Origin of the sequence: Streptomyces winkii, from assembly GCF_032248595.1 — a bacterium.
In the GTDB taxonomy this organism is placed as follows: Bacteria; Actinomycetota; Actinomycetes; order Streptomycetales; family Streptomycetaceae; genus Streptomyces; species Streptomyces winkii.
The window spans coordinates 402,244-418,989 of sequence record NZ_JASTTH010000006.1 but is presented as its reverse complement, the minus strand read 5'-3'; the positions used below and the strand labels follow the sequence as shown (position 1 = coordinate 418,989).

Sequence of the window (16,746 nt, the reverse complement as noted above, 5' to 3'; positions counted from 1 at the left end):
TCACGTGCTACGGGTTGTATCGTGTGCGCGTGAGCGAGGATCGGGAGAGAGCGTCCGGAACCGGATTGCGCGCGGCGGGGGTTGCGCGTACGAGAGCCGCGATCCTGGCCGCGGCGCGGGAACGTCTCATCGCGGACGGATATCACCGGCTGAGCCTGGAACGGGTCGCGGTCGACGCCAGCGTCACCCGGGTCACGATCTACCGCCAGTTCGAGTCCAAACTCGGGCTGCTCGACGCGGTCGCCGGGGATCTGGCCCGGCGCGCCGACCTCGTCGCCGGAATCCGGACCGCCGGGGACATGGCCGATCCCGCCGCCGCCTGCCGGGCGATGGTTGCCGAGCTGTGCCGCTTCTGGAGCACCGATCCCGATCTGTTCCGCAGGCTGATCAGCCTCGCCGCTGTCGACCCGGAAGCCCACCGCGTGCTCAGCAGCCGGGAGCAGTGGCGCTACGAACAGGTCGCGGTGTTCGTGCGCCGGCTGGCCGCCGGCGGTCGCCTGCGTGAGGGCGTGGACACCGACCGGGCCGTCGCCGCGATCGGAGCCGTCACCGGCTTCCCGGCCTGCGACGAGATGGCGACTCGGCTGCGGTGCGGCCTCGACCAGCTCGATCCGCTGCTCGTCACGCTTCTCGCCGGCGTCGCCGACCTCGGCTGAGCGATGCGCGACGGCTGATCCATGCGCGGCAGACACGAACAGGGCCCTGGGCGGCGGAGAACCGCTGCCCAGGGCCCCAATGTTGGTGTTCGTACAATGCCGAACCCGGTACGCCGTCAGGGACTCGAACCCCGGACCCGCTGATTAAGAGTCAGCTGCTCTAACCAACTGAGCTAACGGCGCCCGTCGGCCTTCGCAGACCGACGAAGGAAATACTACCCCCTCCGGGAGGGTGCTCATGACCCTGATCAGATGGCGAGCGAGAGCATCACCGGAGCCGCCTTGCGGCTGAGCGTCTCCGCCGCGTGACGGAGCCGGTGCGCGTGCTCGACGGGCAGCGACAGCGCGAGAGATCCCACCGACGACCCGGCCGTGACGGGCACCGCCGCGCACACCGTGCCCACCGCGTACTCCTGGAGATCCAGCACGGGGACGGTAGGCGGCTGCCGGTCGAGCGTGTTCAGCAGCAGCTTCTCGTCGGTGATGGTGCGGGAGGTCAGACGTGCCGTCCGGTGCCGCGCGAGGTGGTCCATGCGGCCGTTGTGGTCGAGCTGCCCCAGCAGGCACTTGCCGATCGCCGTCGCGTGCAGCGCGGAGCGGAAGTCGACCCACTCGTTCACGGCAGGCGTCGCCGGGCTGTCCGCGTAACCCGTGACCTCCAGCTCGCCGTCCTTGTAGCGGCTGAGATAGATCGCGGCGCCGACGGTGTCGCGCAGATCGGCGAGGGTGCGCTGGAGCCGTTCGTCCAGGGCCCGTTCGCGGTCGCCGCCGGAGCCGAGCAGCACCAGGGACTCCCCGACGACGTACGAGCCGTCCGGAAGCCGCTCCGCGTAGGCCTCGCGGCAGAGCATCGCCAGCAGATGCGCCAGATGGCCCGGAGGCAGGCCCGTCTCGCGGGAGATGTCCGCCTCCGTGACGCCGTCGCGATGCGCCGCGATCGCCTCGAGCACACGCAGCGCGTACCGCACTGAGTGGAACGGTGCGGTGTGCTCCGGCTTCAGCGCCACGACGGGCCTCCCTGGAGGTGTGACCGTTTGCGTAGTGACCGTCGCGTCCGGTCACGTCCGCTACTCACGATAGCCGCCAACGGGCCTGCCGGAGGGGGCCGTTGCGCCTATTTGGCATATGCGACCTCGCGCTGCGGACGCACCGCACGCGACGCCGTACCCGCGCCGGAGCCGCACTCCGCACACGCGTGAGGGGCCGCTCCCCGGCGAACCGGGTGCGGCCCCTCACGTCGGAAGACCGGAGAGAACCGGAAGCCGCCGCGCGTCACAGCACGGCGCTGAGGAACTCCCTCGTCCGCTCGTGCTCCGGGTCGCTGAAGATCTTCTCCGGCGAACCCGACTCGATGACCCGGCCCGCGTCGAACATCAGCACGTCGTCGGAGATGTCACGCGCGAAGTTCATCTCGTGCGTGACGCACAGCATGGTGATGTCCGTGGTGTGCGCGATGTCCCGCAGGACGTCCAGCACACCCGCCACCAGCTCCGGGTCGAGGGCCGAGGTGACCTCGTCCAGCAGCAGCACCTGCGGACGCATCGCCAGCGCGCGGGCGATGGCCACGCGCTGCTGCTGACCGCCGGAGAGCTGGCTCGGGTACTTGTCGATGTGGTCGGTCAGGCCGACCAGTTCGAGCAGCTCCCGTGCCCGCTGCTCCGCCTCGTCGCTGGACATGCCCAGGACGTGGACGGGCGCCTCGGTGATGTTCCGCAGCACCTTCATGTTGGGGAAGAGGTTGAACTGCTGGAAGACCATGCCGATCTTCTTGCGCACCTCGCGGGAGTGGCGCTCGCTCGCGGGCACCAGCTTCCCGTTCTTCTCCTCGTGGGTGAGGTACTCGCCCGCGACCTTGATCGTGCCTTCCTCCGGCTTCACCAGGGTCATCAGCAGCCGCAGGATCGTGGTCTTCCCGGATCCCGACGGGCCGATGAGGGTGACGTGCTTGCCGGACGAGACGTCGAAACACAGGTTGTCGAGTACGACGTTGCTTCCGAACCGCTTGGTGACGTCCTTGAACTGGATCAGCTCACTGCCGTCCACAGCCGGATTCTTGTTTTCCTTCGAAGTGCTGCTCTCAGTGGACAAGTCGACGCTCCAGAGCTCTCATCAGCAGGGATGCCGGGTATGCGATCAGGATGAACACGATGCCGATGACCGTGATCGGCTCGGTCGGCTGGAAGGTCTCGGCACTGAACTGACGAGCCTGGCCCAGCATTTCGAGAGCACCGATGGTCGCGATCATCGGTGAGTCCTTGAGCATCGCGATGACGTAGTTGCCCAGTGCGGGCACCACGCGCCTGATCGCCTGCGGAAGGATCACCGCGCTCCAGGTGCGGCCGCGCGGCAGGCTGAGCGCCGTGCACGCCTCCCACTGCCCGACGGGCACGCCGTCGATGCCGGCGCGGTAGACCTCCGCCGTGTACGTCGAGTAGTGCAGACCCAGGCCGATGACGCCGGTCACCAGCGCGGAGAAGGTGACGTTCCACTCGGGCAGCACGAAGTAGAGGAAGAACAGCTGCACGAGCAGCGGGGTGTTGCGGATGAACTCCGTGACGGCGGTCACGGGCCAGCTCACGATCTTCAGGCTCGACCGCTGGGCCAGTGCCCAGACCAGACCCAGCGCGAAGGCGATGAGCGACCCCAGCACCAGCGCTTCGAGCGTGAGCACGACGCCGTCCCAGAGGCGCGGCATGAAATCGCCGACTGCGGACCAGTCCCAAGTCATGAGGCACCTCCGGCGGTGGGCACGTCACGGGAGGCGCCCGCCTGGCGCGGCACGGTGGCCCGGCGCCCCGCGCCGGTGTCCTTGCCGGCCGGAGCCTGGCCGATGCCCGCTTTGGCGTGGCGTTCCAGTACGCGCATCCCGCGCGTCATGACGAAGGCGAGTACGAAGTACATCACCAGGATGATCGTGTAGACGGGGGCGCTCTGCCCGGTCGCGTTGCGTACCAGCGAGGCGCCGAACGCGATGTCCGCGACACCCATGATCGAGACGAGGGCGGTGCCCTTGAGCAACTCGATCAGCAGGTTGTTCGCCGGCGGGATCATCTCGGGCCACGCCTGCGGCAGCACGATCTTGGTGAGCCGCTGCCACGGGCTGAAGCTGAGCGCGATGCCCGCCTCCTGCTGGGCCGGTGCCACGGCTGCCAGCGCGCCGCGCACGATCTCCGATCCGTACGCGCCGTACGACAGGCCCAGGGCCAGCACGGCCGCCCACATCGGGACGAGCTGCCAGCCGAACGCGACCGGCAGGACGAAGAAGATCCAGAACATCAGCACAAGAGCCGAGGTGCCGCGGAAGATCTCCATATAGGCGCCGGAGAGGAAGCGCACGGTACGCAGCCGGTGGGTACGGGCGACCCCGACCACGAACGCCACGGCGGCGCCCAGCATGGCGCTGAAGACGGTCAGCTGGACCGTCAGCCAGACGCCCTTCAGCAGGAGCTCCCACAGACCCCAGGTAAGGTCCGTCATTTGCAGCGCTCCTTCGCGGTCTTGGACGTCATCTCCTGCTCGACGAACCCGAAGGGCTTCATGACGCGGAAGAGCTCGCCGCTCTTCTTCATCTTGTGGAGCTCTTCGTTGAAGGCGTCGCGGAGATTGCTCTCGTTCTTGCGGAACGCGAAGGCGCCCGTGCCGAGGTCGGGCTTGCCGTCCAGAGTCGGCACGAAGTCGTCGGTGTACTCCGTCTTTCCGCTCTTGGACTGCTTGACCACGTTCCGGACGGTGATCGCGGTGCCCGCGAAGACGTCCGCGCGGCCTCCCTGGACCTCCAGCAGACCCGCCAGCTGGTCGGGGAGCAGCTTGATGGAGCTCTTCTTGACCCCGGCGTCCACCGCGTAGTCGATCTCCGCGTAGCCGACGCCGGTGGCGAGCTTGGCGCCCTTCTCGGCGATGTCCTTGTAGCTGTGCAGGCCCTTGGGGTTGCCCTTGCGCACGATGAAGGCATCCCGCATCTCGTACTCGGGGTCGGCGAAGATCACCTGCTGGCACCGCTCGGGGTTGATGTACATGCCGGCAGCGACCACGTCGAACTGCTGGGAGTTGAGGCCCGGAATGAGCGAGTTGAACTCGGTGGGCAGCGGCTGCACGTTCTCGACGCCGAGGCGCTTGAAGATGATCCGCGCGATGGCGGGGGAGGAACCGGTCAGCTCACCGTTCTTGTCGATGTAGCTGTACGGCTGCTCCCCGGCGATGCCGAGCCTGACGTTGCCTTGTGCCTTCAATCTCTCCAGCAGATCGCCCCCGTTTCCGGTTTTGGCACCGGCCACACGGCTGCACGCCGTGGTGGTGCCCAGTGTTCCGAGCGCCGTCAGCGATGCCGCTCCCGCGAGCACCGAACGGCGTCCCAGACTTCTGCCGGTATTCCCGGCATTTCCGGTGTTGTTGCCTCGTGGTGGAGCCATGGGCGCGCAGCTACCCAGGCACTTGGAAGATATGCGGATTGTTTTCAGCACTTGACCTGCCCGTTGTGGGCTTGACCGCTGCGCCACCATTGACACGTACGAACACCACGCACGACGCGGAGGCACGATGGCGGATCGGTTCATTGAAGTGTCGTTGGACAAGCGGGGAGTGAGCTGCACGGCGAAGCTGCTCGACGACCGCGCGCCGATCACCTGCGAAGCCGTGTGGAACGCGCTGCCGCTGGGCGGCGACGTCTACCACGCGAAGTACGCACGCAACGAGATCTATGCGCTGATCCCTCCGTTCGCCCCGGAGGAGCCGCCGCTGGAGAATCCGACGATCACCCCCATCCCGGGCGACCTGTGCTATTTCACCTTCACCGACACGCAGTTGAGCACGGCGTCGTACGGCTATGAGGCGGCGGCCGAGCAGCGGGGCGGTCAGGCCGCCCACGCCACCCGGTCGACCGTCGTGGACCTCGCGCTCTTCTACGAGCGCAACAACCTCCTGATCAACGGCGACGCCGGGTGGGTGCCCGGCATCGTCTGGGGCTCGGTCGTCGAGGGTCTCGACGCCATGGCCGAGGCCTGCCAGGACCTGTGGAGGGCGGGCGCCCTCGGCGAGACCCTCAACTTCCGCAGGGTCCAGGGGAGCTGAGGGCTCCCCGGGCCCTGGACGCCCGGGTCCTCACTCCCCGGCCAGGGCGGGGGCCGGCACGTCCGCGGCCCCCGCCTCGTACAGGGCGTGCGAGGCACGCAGCACGAGATCGTCCCGGTGGCGTGCGGCCACGAGCTGTACGCCCACCGGCAGCCCCTCGCCGTCCACGCCGCAGGGCACCGACGCGGCGGGCTGCTGCGTCATGTTGAAGGGGTAGGTGAAGGGCGTCCACTGCGTCCACCGCCGGTAGCCGGAGCCCTCCGGCACCTCCAGGCCGGCCCCGAAGGCGGGCCCCGGGATTGTCGGGGTCACCAGCAGGTCGTACGTCTGGTGGAAGACGCCCATCTGCTTGCCCAGCGCCATGCGGACGTCGACGCCGGCCAGATAGTCGAGTGCGCTGCGGGCCGCGCCGTCCTCGGAGATCTCCCGCAGACCGGGGTCCATCGCCTCGCGCTGCTCGTCCGTGAAGAACTGCGTCACGCGGGCCGCTCCCGCGAACCACAGCGAGTGGAACGCCTCGATCGGGTCCTCGAACCCGGGGTCGGTCTCCTCGACGATTGCGCCCTGCTCCTCCAGCCGCTCGACCGCGCGCCGCACCCCGGCGGCGACCGCCGGATCGACCTCGACGCGTCCGCCGAAGTCCGGCGAGTACGCGACACGCAGCCCGCGCACCCCGTCCCGCACCGACTCGCGGAAGCTGCCGTGCGGCGGCGCCAGCTGGGACCAGTCGCGGGCGTCCGGCTGCGAGATGACGTCCATCAGCAGTGCCGCGTCCGCCGCGTCCCGGGTCATCGGGCCCACGTGCGCGAGCGTGCCGAAGGCGCTCGCGGGATAGATCGGCACCCGGCCGTACGTCGGCTTGAGGGCGAAGATCCCGCAGAACGCCGCCGGGATGCGCACCGATCCGCCGGCGTCGGTGCCGAGCGTCAGCGGTCCCGCGCCCAGCGCCACCGCGGCCGAACTGCCGCCGCTGGAGCCGCCCGCGGTGCGCGAGGTGTCGTACGGGTTGCGGGTGACGCCGTGCCGGGGGCTGTCCGTCACGCCCTTCCAGCCGAACTCCGGCGTCGTGGTCTTGCCGATGAACACCGCACCGGCCGCGCGCATGCGGGCCACGGAGGGCGCGTCCTCCTCCCACGGGCCCTCGGTGGAGGAGGACCACGAGCCGCGGAGCGTGGGCTTGCCGCGCAGCAGCAGGATGTCCTTCACCGTCACCGGCACACCGTCGAGCGGGCCCTGGGGCTCGCCGCGGCGCCAGCGCTCCGCCGACTCGCGAGCCTGCGCGAGCGCGTCGTCGCCGTCGATGCGTACGAAGGCGTTCACGTGGGGCTGCACTTTCTCGGCCTGTTCGAGCGCGGCGCGGGTGGCTTCGACGGGGGAGAAGTCTCCGTCGCCGAACCCGGCGATGAGCCGGCCGGCGGTGAGGCTGCTGAGATCCGACATGGGAGCCTTTCGGGTCGTGGCCGGGTGGCCGGTGTGGCGCCGACGGCGGGTGCCGGGAGCTCCCGCGGGCCGCGGCGAAGGCGGCAGCGGCAGCGGAGGCGGTGACCGTCGGACGTATCGGGGGACGTACCGAGGACGTACGTACCGGGGGCGGATCGGAGACGTGCCGGACGTGCCCGAGAAGGGACGGCTCGGCCGGGCCGCGGGCAGGACGCCGGCCGGCGGCCCGGGCGCCCGCCCGGCGGGCTCAACTCGAAGGCACGTACCCGAGGTCCTTGTCGACCACGTTCAGCAGGGGCTCCCCGGCCTCCCAGCGGTCGAAGTTGTCGAGGAACTGCTCGGCCAGATCGTCCCGCCAGCCGATCGTGTCACCGCTCATGTGCGGCGAGACCACCAGCCCCGGCACGTCCCACAGCGGGCTGTCCGCGGGGAGCGGCTCCCGGGCGAAGACGTCCAGGGCGGCGCCCGCGATCCGGTGGCTGCCGAGCGCCTCGACCAGGTCGCCCTCGATCACGTGCTGGCCGCGGCCGACGTTGATGAAGTGCGCGTCCGGCCGCATACGCGCGAAGGCCGCAGCGTCGAAGAGACCGCGCGTCTCGTCCGTCAGCGGCGCGACGCACACGACCCAGTCCGCCTCGCCGAGCAGTGAGGCCAGAGCCGCGTTGCCGTGGACACGTCCGAAGTCCGGATCGCCGGCCCGCTCGGTGCGGCCCACGAGGTCGACGATGACGCCCAGCGCCTGCAACGTCCGCCCGACAGTTCTTCCAATTGGTCCGGACCCGACGACAACGGCTCGGGAGCCGCCGACCCTTTTCGTCTCGCGGTGACTCCACTGACGTTGCCGCTGCAATTCCCAGCTGCCGCGGAAATCCTTGGCCATGGCTAGAACCAGACCCGCCACGTATTCGGCGATGGGTTGGTCGAAGACCCCTCTCGCGTTCGTGACGAGTGTCTCAGGCGAGGCCGCCAGTTCCGGCAGCAGACGGTCGACTCCGGCGCTCGGGGTGTGCACCCAGCGGGGGCGCCGGCCGCCCCCCGGCCACGCGTGCCGCACGGCGTCAGAGAGGAAGTCCCACACGAGCAGCACGTCGGCCGCCGGCAGCTTCTCGACCAGGGTTTTCTCGTCTGCGTGCTCGATGCGGGCGCGCCCCGCGAGCCGGTCGAGCCGGGGCAGCGGATCGTCGTCGAGGACAAGGAGGACGGGCTCGGTCATCGGCAGGAAACCACTTCGAAACGAGGGGACGGTCAACTGGGCGGGATGGCTCAACTTGGCAGCGCGGAGCCGGCTCGGATGCAAGGATTGACCACGGTAGGTAGCGCGAACTACCGTCGTCAATGAAGGCATCTGTCCCGGCGTTCCGGCTAATGACCGGCTTTCATTTTTCTTTCCTTTCTGGCCGTAGGCCACCCCTCCGTTCTTTGGGGCTCACCCATGGATGTCTCCTTCCTCGGCGGACCGCAGCCACAACGCGGTGTCGGAATCGTCGCCCCCTTCGACTTCGCACTCGATCGGGAGCTGTGGCGTTGGGTGCCGGACGATGTGTCACTGCACCTCACACGAACCCCTTTTGTGCCGGTCGAGGTGAGCCTCGACCAGGCTCGCCTCGTCAGTGAGCACGAGACCCTGCGCGAGGGCGTGCAGGCTCTGTGCGCCGTGGCCCCCGAAGTGGTGGCCTACGCGTGCACGTCCGGCAGCTTCGTCGGAGGCGCGGTCGGCGAGCGGTCCATGACCGCGGCCATGGAGGAGGCCGGCGAGGCCCCTTCCCTGACCACATCCGGTGCGCTGCTCGCGGCACTTCAGGAGATCGGGGCGCGGCGGGTGGCCGTCGTCACCCCGTACACGAAGTCGGTCACCGACTCGCTGGAGGACTTCCTCGGCGAGGCGGGAATCGCGGTCACCGGCCGCAGCTATCTCGGGCTGACCCGGGAGATCTGGCGGGTGCCCTACCGGGACGTCGTGGACATGGCACGCGACGCCGTCGCCGGGGACACCCCGGACGCCCTCTTCATCAGTTGCACCAACCTGCCGACGTACGACGTCATCCCGCAGCTGGAGGCGGAGTTGCGGATGCCGGTGCTCTCGGCGAACCAGGTCACGCTCTGGGACGCGCTGCGCCGTATCGGCAAGGCAGCCGTCGGCCCGTACCAGGCGCTGGTCGACCCGGTGGCCCGTCGCGGCCCCGCGGCGATGAACTCCTCGCCGATGCTGCCGGTCAGCAGGCCCGAGGAGCCGGCCGAGTCGGTCGAGCCCGTCGAGCCGGCGGAGCAGCCCGCCGCTCTTCCTGTCGAGCCTGAGGCGGCGCTCGCCAGCGCGGGAACCGAGATCGTCGAACCGCTGGACGGGTACGAGCAGGGCTTCCCCTCAGGGGGCACGGAGGAGTGGGGCGGCGGCAACCAGCCGCCTGTGTGACCCCTGCCCGTGTGAGATGCGGCACCCCGCCCGCGCGGGGTGCACCCCGACAACCAGGCGCCGGACGCAGTGTCCGGCGCCCGTCCGTGCCCGCCGCCTCCCTCCCGTACCTCCGCGTGTGACGGACGCGGAGACCCGTACGGGAGGGAGGTGAGCGACACTCGGCAGCACGTGCGCCGGACATCCAGGACGGCGCCGTCCGCACGCGGACCTGCCACCCGTGACGGACCTCGGCCCGCGGACCTGTCACCGGTCACCGGCCGGTCAGGGCGCGGGCCGGCGGCCGCCCCCGATCACCCCGATCATCCCGATCATCCACCGACGCTTCAGGAGGCGTAGATGGCGAACGCGGCAGCACAGTCGCAGGCGGTTGGATTCCTCTACCCGGGCTTCTCGGCCGAGGACGACTACCCGCGGCTTGAGCGAATCCTCTCGGACGCCGGTGCGGACGTCCGGCTGCCGCTCGTGCACACCGACATCGGCGAGGACGCCCACCGTGCCGACGCGCTGCTGGAGATGGGCTCCGCGAAGCGGCTCGCCGCGAAGGTCGAAGAGGTCAAGGAGCACGGCGTCCAGGCCGTCGTGTGGGCGTGCACCAGCGCCAGCTTCGTCTTCGGCTGGGACGGCGCGCACGAGCAGGTCCGCGAGCTGTCCGCCACGGCCGGGCTGCCCGCGTCCAGCACCTCCTTCGCGTTCGCCCACGCCGTACGGGCGCTGGGAGCCGAGCGCGTCGCCATCGCCGCCACCTATCCCGAGGACGTCGGCGAGCTCTTCACCGCCTTCCTCAAGGCAGCCGGCACCGAGGTCGTCTCGATGCGCGGCAGCGGCATCATCACCGCCGCCGAGGTCGGCACGTGGGGCAAGGACGAGGTCCTGGCCCTGGCCCGCGGCGGCGACGACCCCGAGGCGCAGGCCGTGCTGCTGCCCGACACCGCCCTGCACACGGCCGCCTGGATCGAGGAGATCGAGCAGGAGCTGGGCAAGCCGGTTCTCACCGCGAACCAGGTCACCGCGTGGGAGGGCCTGCGGCTGCTGGACGTCTCCGTGCGCTGTCCGGCGCTCGGCACGCTGTTCGCGTCCTGACCGTCCCCCGGTCCCGGCCCGGCCCGGCCCGGAGACGAAGCCCCAAGACGAGGCCTCAAGACGAGGCCGGGGAAGAGAAAGGCGCCGTCCGCCGTTGACGAGTCCTGGACGTACGTACGACCAGCGAGCGGAGGGCGGCACCCGTGCACGAGGGCAACGCCACAGGCAACGGGCCGAGCGAGGCGGGCACCGGCACCGAAGACGGATCCGGTGCCCGCGCGCACATCACCGGCGGGACCGGCGACGCCGGCGGGATCCGGGGCGAGGCGAGGGGCAGCGCCCCCGTCCCGCTCTCGGCCCTGGACCTCGCGAACGTCGGTGCCGGATACAGCTCCCGTGACGCCCTGCGGGCCACCGTCGAGGCCGCGCGCCTCGCGGAGCGGCGGGGCTTCACCCGGTACTGGGTCGCGGAGCACCACTCCATGCCCGGCGTCGCCAGCTCCTCGCCCGCCGTGATCCTCTCCCATCTCGCCGCCCGCACCGACCGCATCCGGCTCGGCTCGGGCGGCGTGATGCTGCCCAACCACGCGCCGCTCGTCATCGCGGAGCAGTTCGGCACCCTGGAGGCGCTCGCCCCCGGCCGTATCGACCTCGGACTGGGCCGCGCGCCCGGCACCGACGGAGCGACGGCCGCCGCGCTGCGCCGCAGGGTCCCGCACAGCCCCTCGGACGTGGGGGCGGGACCGTGGGAAGAGGCGGAGGAATTCCCGCAGCAGCTCGCGGAGTTGACCCGCTTCCTCGACGACGGATTCCCCGAGGGCCACCGCTACTCCCGCATCCACGCGGTGCCGGGCCCGGTGCAGGGCGAGGTCTCCCGCCCGCCCGTCTGGCTGCTCGGGTCGTCCGGGTTCAGCGCGGAACTCGCGGGCCGTCTGGGCCTGCCGTTCGCGTTCGCACACCACTTCTCGGCCCGCAACACCCTTCCCGCGCTGGACCTCTACCGCGAGAGCTTCCGGCCGTCGGCCGTACTGGACGAGCCGTACGCCCTCATCGGCGCCGCCGCCCTGGCCGCTGACGACGAGGAGGCCGCGCGCCGCCAGGTGCTCACCGGGGCGCTCGCGATGCTGCGGCTGCGCTCGGGGCGGCCCGGCCTCGTCCCCTCGCCGGAGGAGGCGGAGGCGTACGCCTTCAGCCCGGTCGAGCGCGACTTCGTGGACGGCTGGCTGGCCAACGTCACCCACGGCACCCCCGACGCCGTACGCGACGGCCTCGACGCCCTGGTCAAGCGGACCGGTGCCGACGAGCTGATGCTCACGGCGAACGTCCACACCCCCTCGGCACGCGTCCGCTCCTTCGAACTCATCGCGGACGCCTACGAGTTGCCGTGACGCCGGGCGGCGGCTCTCCCGCCTTCCGCCGCGTCCGCCGACGAGATCCGTCCGCCGACGAGACCCGTCCGGCGACGCCGGTGAGCCGGTGACCCGGCGGCTCAGTAACCGCCGCCGCCGGCACCGTCCTCAGTCGTGATCTTCTTTCCGGACGGGGCGACCACGTACCAGACACCCTCGTCGCCCTGGCCTCGACGTCGCCCGCCTTGGCGTCCGCGGCGAAGGTGTAGAGCGGCTGACCGTTCACGGTGATCTGCCGTCCGCCGCCGTCGGCCTTGATCGTGGAGACCTTTCCGCTGATCCCCTCGACCTCGGGGCTGGCGCTCCTGGTCTTCACGGCGGGCCACTCCGCGGTGCAGTCGCCGGTGCACGCGCTCTGACGGGCGTTCGGCTCGTCCTTGTCGTAGACGTAGCCGGTCATTCCCTTGCCGTCGACGACGATCTCGCCCTGCGGGCTGTCCGCCGTGGCGAGTTCGGCGGGGACGCGCCGCCGCTCGGTTCAACGGCCGGTGCCACCGGGCGGTGAAGTACCGGGAGGAGCGGAGGCAGGGGGGCTCCCGTGAGGCGGGAGTACGGTGCAGAAGACGCCCTCGGCCGTCCCGTTGAACGATTCGTCGCGCCATCCGTAGTGAGGGGTGTGGCCGAGAGAATCGAGTGCTCATGAACGCCCGCAACCCTCGCAACGCGCGCAGGAAGCTGCTCGTCGCCGTGATCGTGCTGGCCGTCGTCGGCCTGGCCGGCGTGCTGGCCGGGCCTCCGCTCTACGCGTCCTGGGCCGACTCCAAGGCAGAGGATCAGCCCGAACTCGCCGACGACGGCGGCGGCTCCGGGCCGTTCGAGGCGGGCGAGCTCGACGGCTCGTGGAAGGTGGGCGGCTCGTCCTTCGCGGGGTACCGCGTCGAGGAGGTGCTGCGCGGCGACGACGTGACCGTGACCGGACGCACGGACCGGGTGCGCGGCTCGCTGCGGCTGAAGGGCGGCGAACTGCGTTCGGCGCGCTTCACCGTCGACGTCGCCGGCATCAAGACGCCGGAGCCCACGAGGGACGTCTACTTCCGCAAGAACGCCCTGGAGACCGACCGGTTCCCGAAGGCGACGTTCGTACTGACCGAGCCGGTCGCCGTCGGCGCTCTCGCCGACGGCCGTGCGCACGACGTCCGGCTCAGGGGCGACCTCACCGTCCACGGCGTACGCCGCGCGGTCTCCTTCACCGCCCGCGCGCAGGCGGGCCCCGACCGGGCCAAGGTCGTCGGCGGCATCCCCGTCACCTTCGAGGACTTCGGCGTGCGCGCTCCCAGCCTCGGCTTCGTGAAGGTCGAGAAGCACGGCTCGGTGGAGTTCTCCCTGGCGGCCGCGCAGCGATGAGGAGACCGCGGGCGGAGTCGTCGCCCGGCGCGCCGTCCCCGTCGGCGCGCCGCTCGGAGCATCTGCGCCTGCTGCACGAGCTGCACGGCCGCGACCTGCTGCGCTACGTGCACCGCCACACCGGCGACGTCCAGCTCGCCGAGGACATAGTCCAGGAGACCCTCGCCAGGGTCTGGAAGAACCCGCGCGTGCTCGAAGGCACCGCCGAGGCCGTACGGCCCTGGCTGTTCACGGTGGCCCGCAACCTCGTCATCGACGACCGGCGCCGGGCCCGCCGGCTGCACGAGCGGTCCGTCGGCGAACTGCCGGAGAAGGCGTCGGAGGACGACACCGCGTCGGCGCTGGACCGGATGCTGATCTGCGAGGCCCTGGAATCGCTCAGCCCGGACCACCGCACCGTGGTGGTCGACGCGTACTACCTGGGCCGTACGGTCACGGACATCGCCGCGCGCCTCCAGATCCCGGAGGGAACCGTGAAGTCGCGGCTGCACTACGGCTTGCGCGCCCTGCGCCTGGCACTTCAGGAGAGGGGGGTGACGCGATGAGAGCCGACCGCTACCGCGACTGGGACTCGGCCTACGTCCTCGGCGCGCTCTCCGTCGAGGAACGTCTCCAATTCGAGCGGCACTTGGAGAACTGCGACGTGTGCGCGCGCTCCGTCAACGATCTCGCGGGCGTGCCCGGCATCCTCGGCAGGATCGACGCCGAGGACGCCCTGGCCGTACGCGACCGCCGCGAAGAGACGGAGGAGGCAGCCGGTTTCGACGACGCGCGCGTGCTGCGGGGACTCGCACGCCGCGAACGCACCCTGCGCCACCGCCGGTTCGCCGGGTTCGCCGCCGCGTGCGCGATGTGCCTCGGTCTGGGCGCGGGGGCCGCCGCCGCCGTGCTCGGCGACTCCGGTCCCGGCACGGGCGGCGGCGCGCGTCCCGAGACGGTCGCCATGGAGCCGGTCGGTGCCTCGGGGATGCGGGCCGACGTCAGTGTCGCCGCAAAGCCGTGGGGGACGCGCCTGGAATGGTCGTGCAGCTACCGGGACTCGTACCCCGGCGGACCGGAGCCGCGCGGCTCCTACGAGCTCGTCGTCACCGACAAGCAGGGCGCTCAGACAGTCGTCGCCACGTGGAAGGCCGCGGGCCCCTCGGCCCGGCACCTTGCCGCGTCGTCACGCCAACAGGCCGACGACATCCGCTCGGTGGACATCCGGAGAGCCGGATCGGACCGTCCGCTCGCCCGTACGTCGCTCTGAGCGGGCGCCGGCGGCCTGTTCACCGTGTTCAGCGCAGCAGCGCCGCGATGCAGTCGGCCGGCATGGGCTTGGCGTAGTGCCAGCCCTGCCCGGTGTCGCAGCCGATGCGGCGGAGCCGGTCCGCCTGCTCCGGGCCCTCCACGCACTCGGCCGTCACCGTCAGGCCCAGCTGGTGTGCGAGGCGCACCAGGGCCGAGACGATCGTCTCGTCCGCCGGGTTCGGGTGCGGCGCCGCGCTGAAGCCCCGTACGAAGCTGCCGTCCAGCTTCAGCGCACGCACCGGGAGACGGCTCAGATACGCGAGGTTCGAGTAGCCGGTGCCGAAGTCGTCGATCGCGATGCGCACGCCCATCTCGCTGAGGGCGTGCAGCGCCTGGAGCGGGCGTCCGGCGGATCCCATCACCGCCGACTCCGTCAGCTCCAACTGCAAGAGCCCCGACGGCAGTCCGGTCTCCTTCAGGACGCGGCGCACGTCCGCCACCAGGTCCGAGTCCCACACCTGCCGCACGGCGACGTTCACGCTCACGTACACCGGCGGCCCGGGGTGTGCCAGCATCCAGCTCCGCGCCTGGCGGCACGACTCCTCCAGGACCCAGCGGCCCAGCGGCACGATCGCGCCGTTCTCCTCGGCGAGCCCGATGAAACGGTTCGGTCCGAGCTTGCCGAACTGCGGGTGCTGCCAGCGCACCAGCGCCTCGACGCCCACGAGACGGTCGTCGCCGAAGCCGACGATCGGCTGGTAGTCCAGGACGAACTCGCCGCGCTCGACGGCTCCGCGCAGCGCGGAGGAGAGCGCCTGACGGGTGATCCGGTGAGCGTTGCGCTCGGGGTCGAAGAGGGCCCAGCGCGCCTTGCCGTCGGCCTTCGCCCAGTACAGCGTGGTGTCGGCGGCCTGCATCAGCTCCGTCGGGTCGGTGCCCTCCGCCTCCCTCTCGACGACGCCGATGCTCGCGGAGACGGTGAGTCGCTGACCACCCAGGTCGAAGGGCTGCTGAAGGGCCTTCAGAGCGGCGTCGGCCAGGGTGGTCAGCTGTTCCGTACCGGTGGAGCCGTCGACGAGCAGCGCGAACTCGTCGCCGCCGAGCCGCGCCGCGAGATGGCGCTGCCCGCCGTCCTCGGCGCACTGGATGAGGCGCCGGGCCACGGCGTCGAGGAGCTCGTCGCCGACGCGGTGGCCCAGGGTGTCGTTGACGGCCTTGAACCCGTCGAGGTCGAGATAGCAGATGCCGACCCTGCCGGTCGCCGTGTCGGAGAGAGCCGCCGCCAGACGCTCGAAGAAGAGGGCGCGGTTGGGCAGCCGCGTCACCGGGTCGTGCATCTGGAGGTGGCGGAGCCGGTCGCGCAGATCGCGCTGCTCGCTGACGTCGACCACCGACAGCAGGGTCTCGCCGTCGTGCGCCGTGGGCATGAGCGAGATCTCGGCCCAGAGGGTGCGCCCGTCGGGGTTCTTCATGCGCCGGGTGCAGCTCAGCGGGGGCGCGCCGGCCTCAACAGCCGTGCCGCCTCGGGCGCTTGTCCCGTCGCCCTGGACGCCCGCGCTGCTCGTACGGGGGCCGGCCGGGCGCCGCGTGGCGCTCCCGTCCAGCCCGTCGCGGACGGCGCTTCCGTCCAGGCCGAGCGACGGGAGGTCGGTCACGGAGGTGGAGACAAGCGATTCGGGTGGGGCGCCGAGGAGCGCGCCGAGGGCGTCGTTGGCGCTGACCACTCTGCCGTCGCGGTCGACGATGGCCATCGCGAGGCGCGCGGCGTTGAAGGCGGCCCGGAAGTCGCTGTCCCGTTTCCGGTTCCGCCACTCCGTTCTTCCGTGCCACCCGCCTCGCGCGCGGCTACGCTGAGTGGTTTTCTGCGGTGAAGTCCCGGTGCTCTCGCCGGAGTTCCTGCCCGGTCCTTCGAGGGGTCCGTTCACCAATCGCTCCCGCCGGAGAGGGGCTCGTCGCATGCGGATCGGCCGGGCGGTCGGCCCGGGGCGCTGCGAGGCGATCCGCGCTGGAAATGTGCCGATCATAGAGGTTCGTGCGTGAGCGGAGCCAGCAACCACGGCGTCCCACCGGGGCGTTGGTACGCGTGGGACGTAAGCGTGAACACGAGGGTGACCGTTCCGGCAGGAGTGCGGGAACGGCGTCGACCGCGTAAGGCAGCGCATCACAC

The 16,746-nt window shown here is 70.9% G+C and carries 17 protein-coding genes, 1 tRNA gene and 1 pseudogene; 8 read left to right on the top strand and 11 right to left on the bottom strand.

The window, feature by feature from the left end:
- Positions 1–29 precede the first annotated feature (29 nt).
- Positions 30–656 carry a TetR/AcrR family transcriptional regulator gene (locus QQM67_RS20695; protein ID WP_314175464.1) on the top strand — a complete coding sequence of 209 codons (627 nt, stop codon included), beginning with the start codon at positions 30–32 and terminating at the stop codon, positions 654–656.
- A gap of 109 nt (positions 657–765) precedes the next feature.
- Here the strand turns inward: QQM67_RS20695 and QQM67_RS20690 are convergent.
- From QQM67_RS20690 to ehuB, 6 genes are all read right to left on the bottom strand, one after another.
- Positions 766–839: transfer RNA gene (locus QQM67_RS20690), tRNA-Lys, on the bottom strand.
- A gap of 65 nt (positions 840–904) precedes the next feature.
- Positions 905–1,663, bottom strand: coding sequence for an IclR family transcriptional regulator (locus QQM67_RS20685; RefSeq protein ID WP_314175463.1), 759 nt, complete (start codon positions 1,661–1,663; stop codon positions 905–907).
- Between the two features lie 265 nt (positions 1,664–1,928).
- Positions 1,929–2,699, bottom strand: a complete 771-nt coding sequence (gene ehuA, locus QQM67_RS20680) for an ectoine/hydroxyectoine ABC transporter ATP-binding protein EhuA (protein WP_399067237.1) — start codon at positions 2,697–2,699, stop codon at positions 1,929–1,931.
- Between the two features lie 34 nt (positions 2,700–2,733).
- Complete coding sequence (gene ehuD / locus QQM67_RS20675) at positions 2,734–3,384, bottom strand: ectoine/hydroxyectoine ABC transporter permease subunit EhuD (protein ID WP_314175460.1); 651 nt, start codon at positions 3,382–3,384, stop codon at positions 2,734–2,736.
- Positions 3,381–4,133, bottom strand: coding sequence for an ectoine/hydroxyectoine ABC transporter permease subunit EhuC (gene ehuC / locus QQM67_RS20670; protein WP_314175459.1), 753 nt, complete (start codon positions 4,131–4,133; stop codon positions 3,381–3,383). The genes ehuD and ehuC overlap by 4 nt, the downstream gene beginning before the upstream one ends.
- The gene (gene ehuB / locus QQM67_RS20665) at positions 4,130–5,065 is read right to left on the bottom strand and encodes an ectoine/hydroxyectoine ABC transporter substrate-binding protein EhuB (RefSeq protein WP_314175458.1); all 936 of its coding nucleotides are present in this window, start codon (positions 5,063–5,065) and stop codon (positions 4,130–4,132) included. Before ehuB ends, ehuC begins: the two co-directional genes overlap by 4 nt.
- A 127-nt stretch (positions 5,066–5,192) precedes the next feature.
- On the opposite strand from ehuB, the gene QQM67_RS20660 reads away from it, so the two are divergent.
- Entirely contained in the window at positions 5,193–5,723 is a 531-nt protein-coding gene (locus QQM67_RS20660; RefSeq protein ID WP_314175457.1) for a DUF3830 family protein, read from the top strand.
- A gap of 30 nt (positions 5,724–5,753) precedes the next feature.
- Here the strand turns inward: QQM67_RS20660 and QQM67_RS20655 are convergent, their stop codons facing one another.
- Both QQM67_RS20655 and QQM67_RS20650 read right to left on the bottom strand, forming a co-directional pair.
- Positions 5,754–7,163, bottom strand: coding sequence for an amidase (locus QQM67_RS20655; RefSeq protein WP_314175456.1), 1,410 nt, complete (start codon positions 7,161–7,163; stop codon positions 5,754–5,756).
- A 247-nt stretch (positions 7,164–7,410) separates the two neighbouring features.
- Entirely contained in the window at positions 7,411–8,376 is a 966-nt protein-coding gene (locus QQM67_RS20650; RefSeq protein ID WP_314175455.1) for a D-2-hydroxyacid dehydrogenase, read from the bottom strand.
- A 219-nt stretch (positions 8,377–8,595) separates the two neighbouring features.
- On the opposite strand from QQM67_RS20650, the gene QQM67_RS20645 reads away from it, so the two are divergent.
- From QQM67_RS20645 to QQM67_RS20635, 3 genes are all read left to right on the top strand, one after another.
- Positions 8,596–9,573 carry a maleate cis-trans isomerase family protein gene (locus tag QQM67_RS20645; RefSeq protein ID WP_314175454.1) on the top strand — a complete coding sequence of 326 codons (978 nt, stop codon included), beginning with the start codon at positions 8,596–8,598 and terminating at the stop codon, positions 9,571–9,573.
- 339 nt (positions 9,574–9,912) lie between these two features.
- Positions 9,913–10,656 carry a maleate cis-trans isomerase family protein gene (locus QQM67_RS20640; protein WP_314175453.1) on the top strand — a complete coding sequence of 248 codons (744 nt, stop codon included), beginning with the start codon at positions 9,913–9,915 and terminating at the stop codon, positions 10,654–10,656.
- A gap of 224 nt (positions 10,657–10,880) precedes the next feature.
- The gene (locus QQM67_RS20635; protein WP_314175634.1) at positions 10,881–11,984 is read left to right on the top strand and encodes an LLM class flavin-dependent oxidoreductase; all 1,104 of its coding nucleotides are present in this window, start codon (positions 10,881–10,883) and stop codon (positions 11,982–11,984) included.
- Here QQM67_RS20635 and QQM67_RS20630 read toward each other — a convergent pair.
- Complete coding sequence (locus tag QQM67_RS20630) at positions 11,956–12,321, bottom strand: COG4315 family predicted lipoprotein (protein ID WP_314175633.1); 366 nt, start codon at positions 12,319–12,321, stop codon at positions 11,956–11,958. The genes QQM67_RS20635 and QQM67_RS20630 overlap by 29 nt on opposite strands.
- 6 nt (positions 12,322–12,327) lie before the next feature.
- Positions 12,328–12,438 (bottom strand): annotated as a pseudogene (locus QQM67_RS20625) (SCO0930 family lipoprotein); the annotation flags it as partial.
- Between the two features lie 206 nt (positions 12,439–12,644).
- Here QQM67_RS20625 and QQM67_RS20620 point away from each other — a divergent pair.
- From QQM67_RS20620 to QQM67_RS20610, 3 genes are read left to right on the top strand one after another with little or no spacing between them, the layout of a single operon-like run.
- Complete coding sequence (locus QQM67_RS20620; protein WP_314175452.1) at positions 12,645–13,349, top strand: YceI family protein; 705 nt, start codon at positions 12,645–12,647, stop codon at positions 13,347–13,349.
- Positions 13,346–13,894, top strand: a complete 549-nt coding sequence (locus QQM67_RS20615; RefSeq protein WP_314175451.1) for a sigma-70 family RNA polymerase sigma factor — start codon at positions 13,346–13,348, stop codon at positions 13,892–13,894. Before QQM67_RS20620 ends, QQM67_RS20615 begins: the two co-directional genes overlap by 4 nt.
- A complete protein-coding gene (locus QQM67_RS20610) occupies positions 13,891–14,598 on the top strand; it encodes an anti-sigma factor family protein (RefSeq protein ID WP_314175450.1) in 708 nt (235 codons plus the stop codon). The genes QQM67_RS20615 and QQM67_RS20610 overlap by 4 nt, the downstream gene beginning before the upstream one ends.
- A 28-nt stretch (positions 14,599–14,626) precedes the next feature.
- On the opposite strand, the gene QQM67_RS20605 is transcribed toward QQM67_RS20610, so the two are convergent.
- Entirely contained in the window at positions 14,627–16,330 is a 1,704-nt protein-coding gene (locus tag QQM67_RS20605) for a sensor domain-containing protein (protein ID WP_399067233.1), read from the bottom strand.
- Positions 16,331–16,746 lie beyond the last annotated feature (416 nt).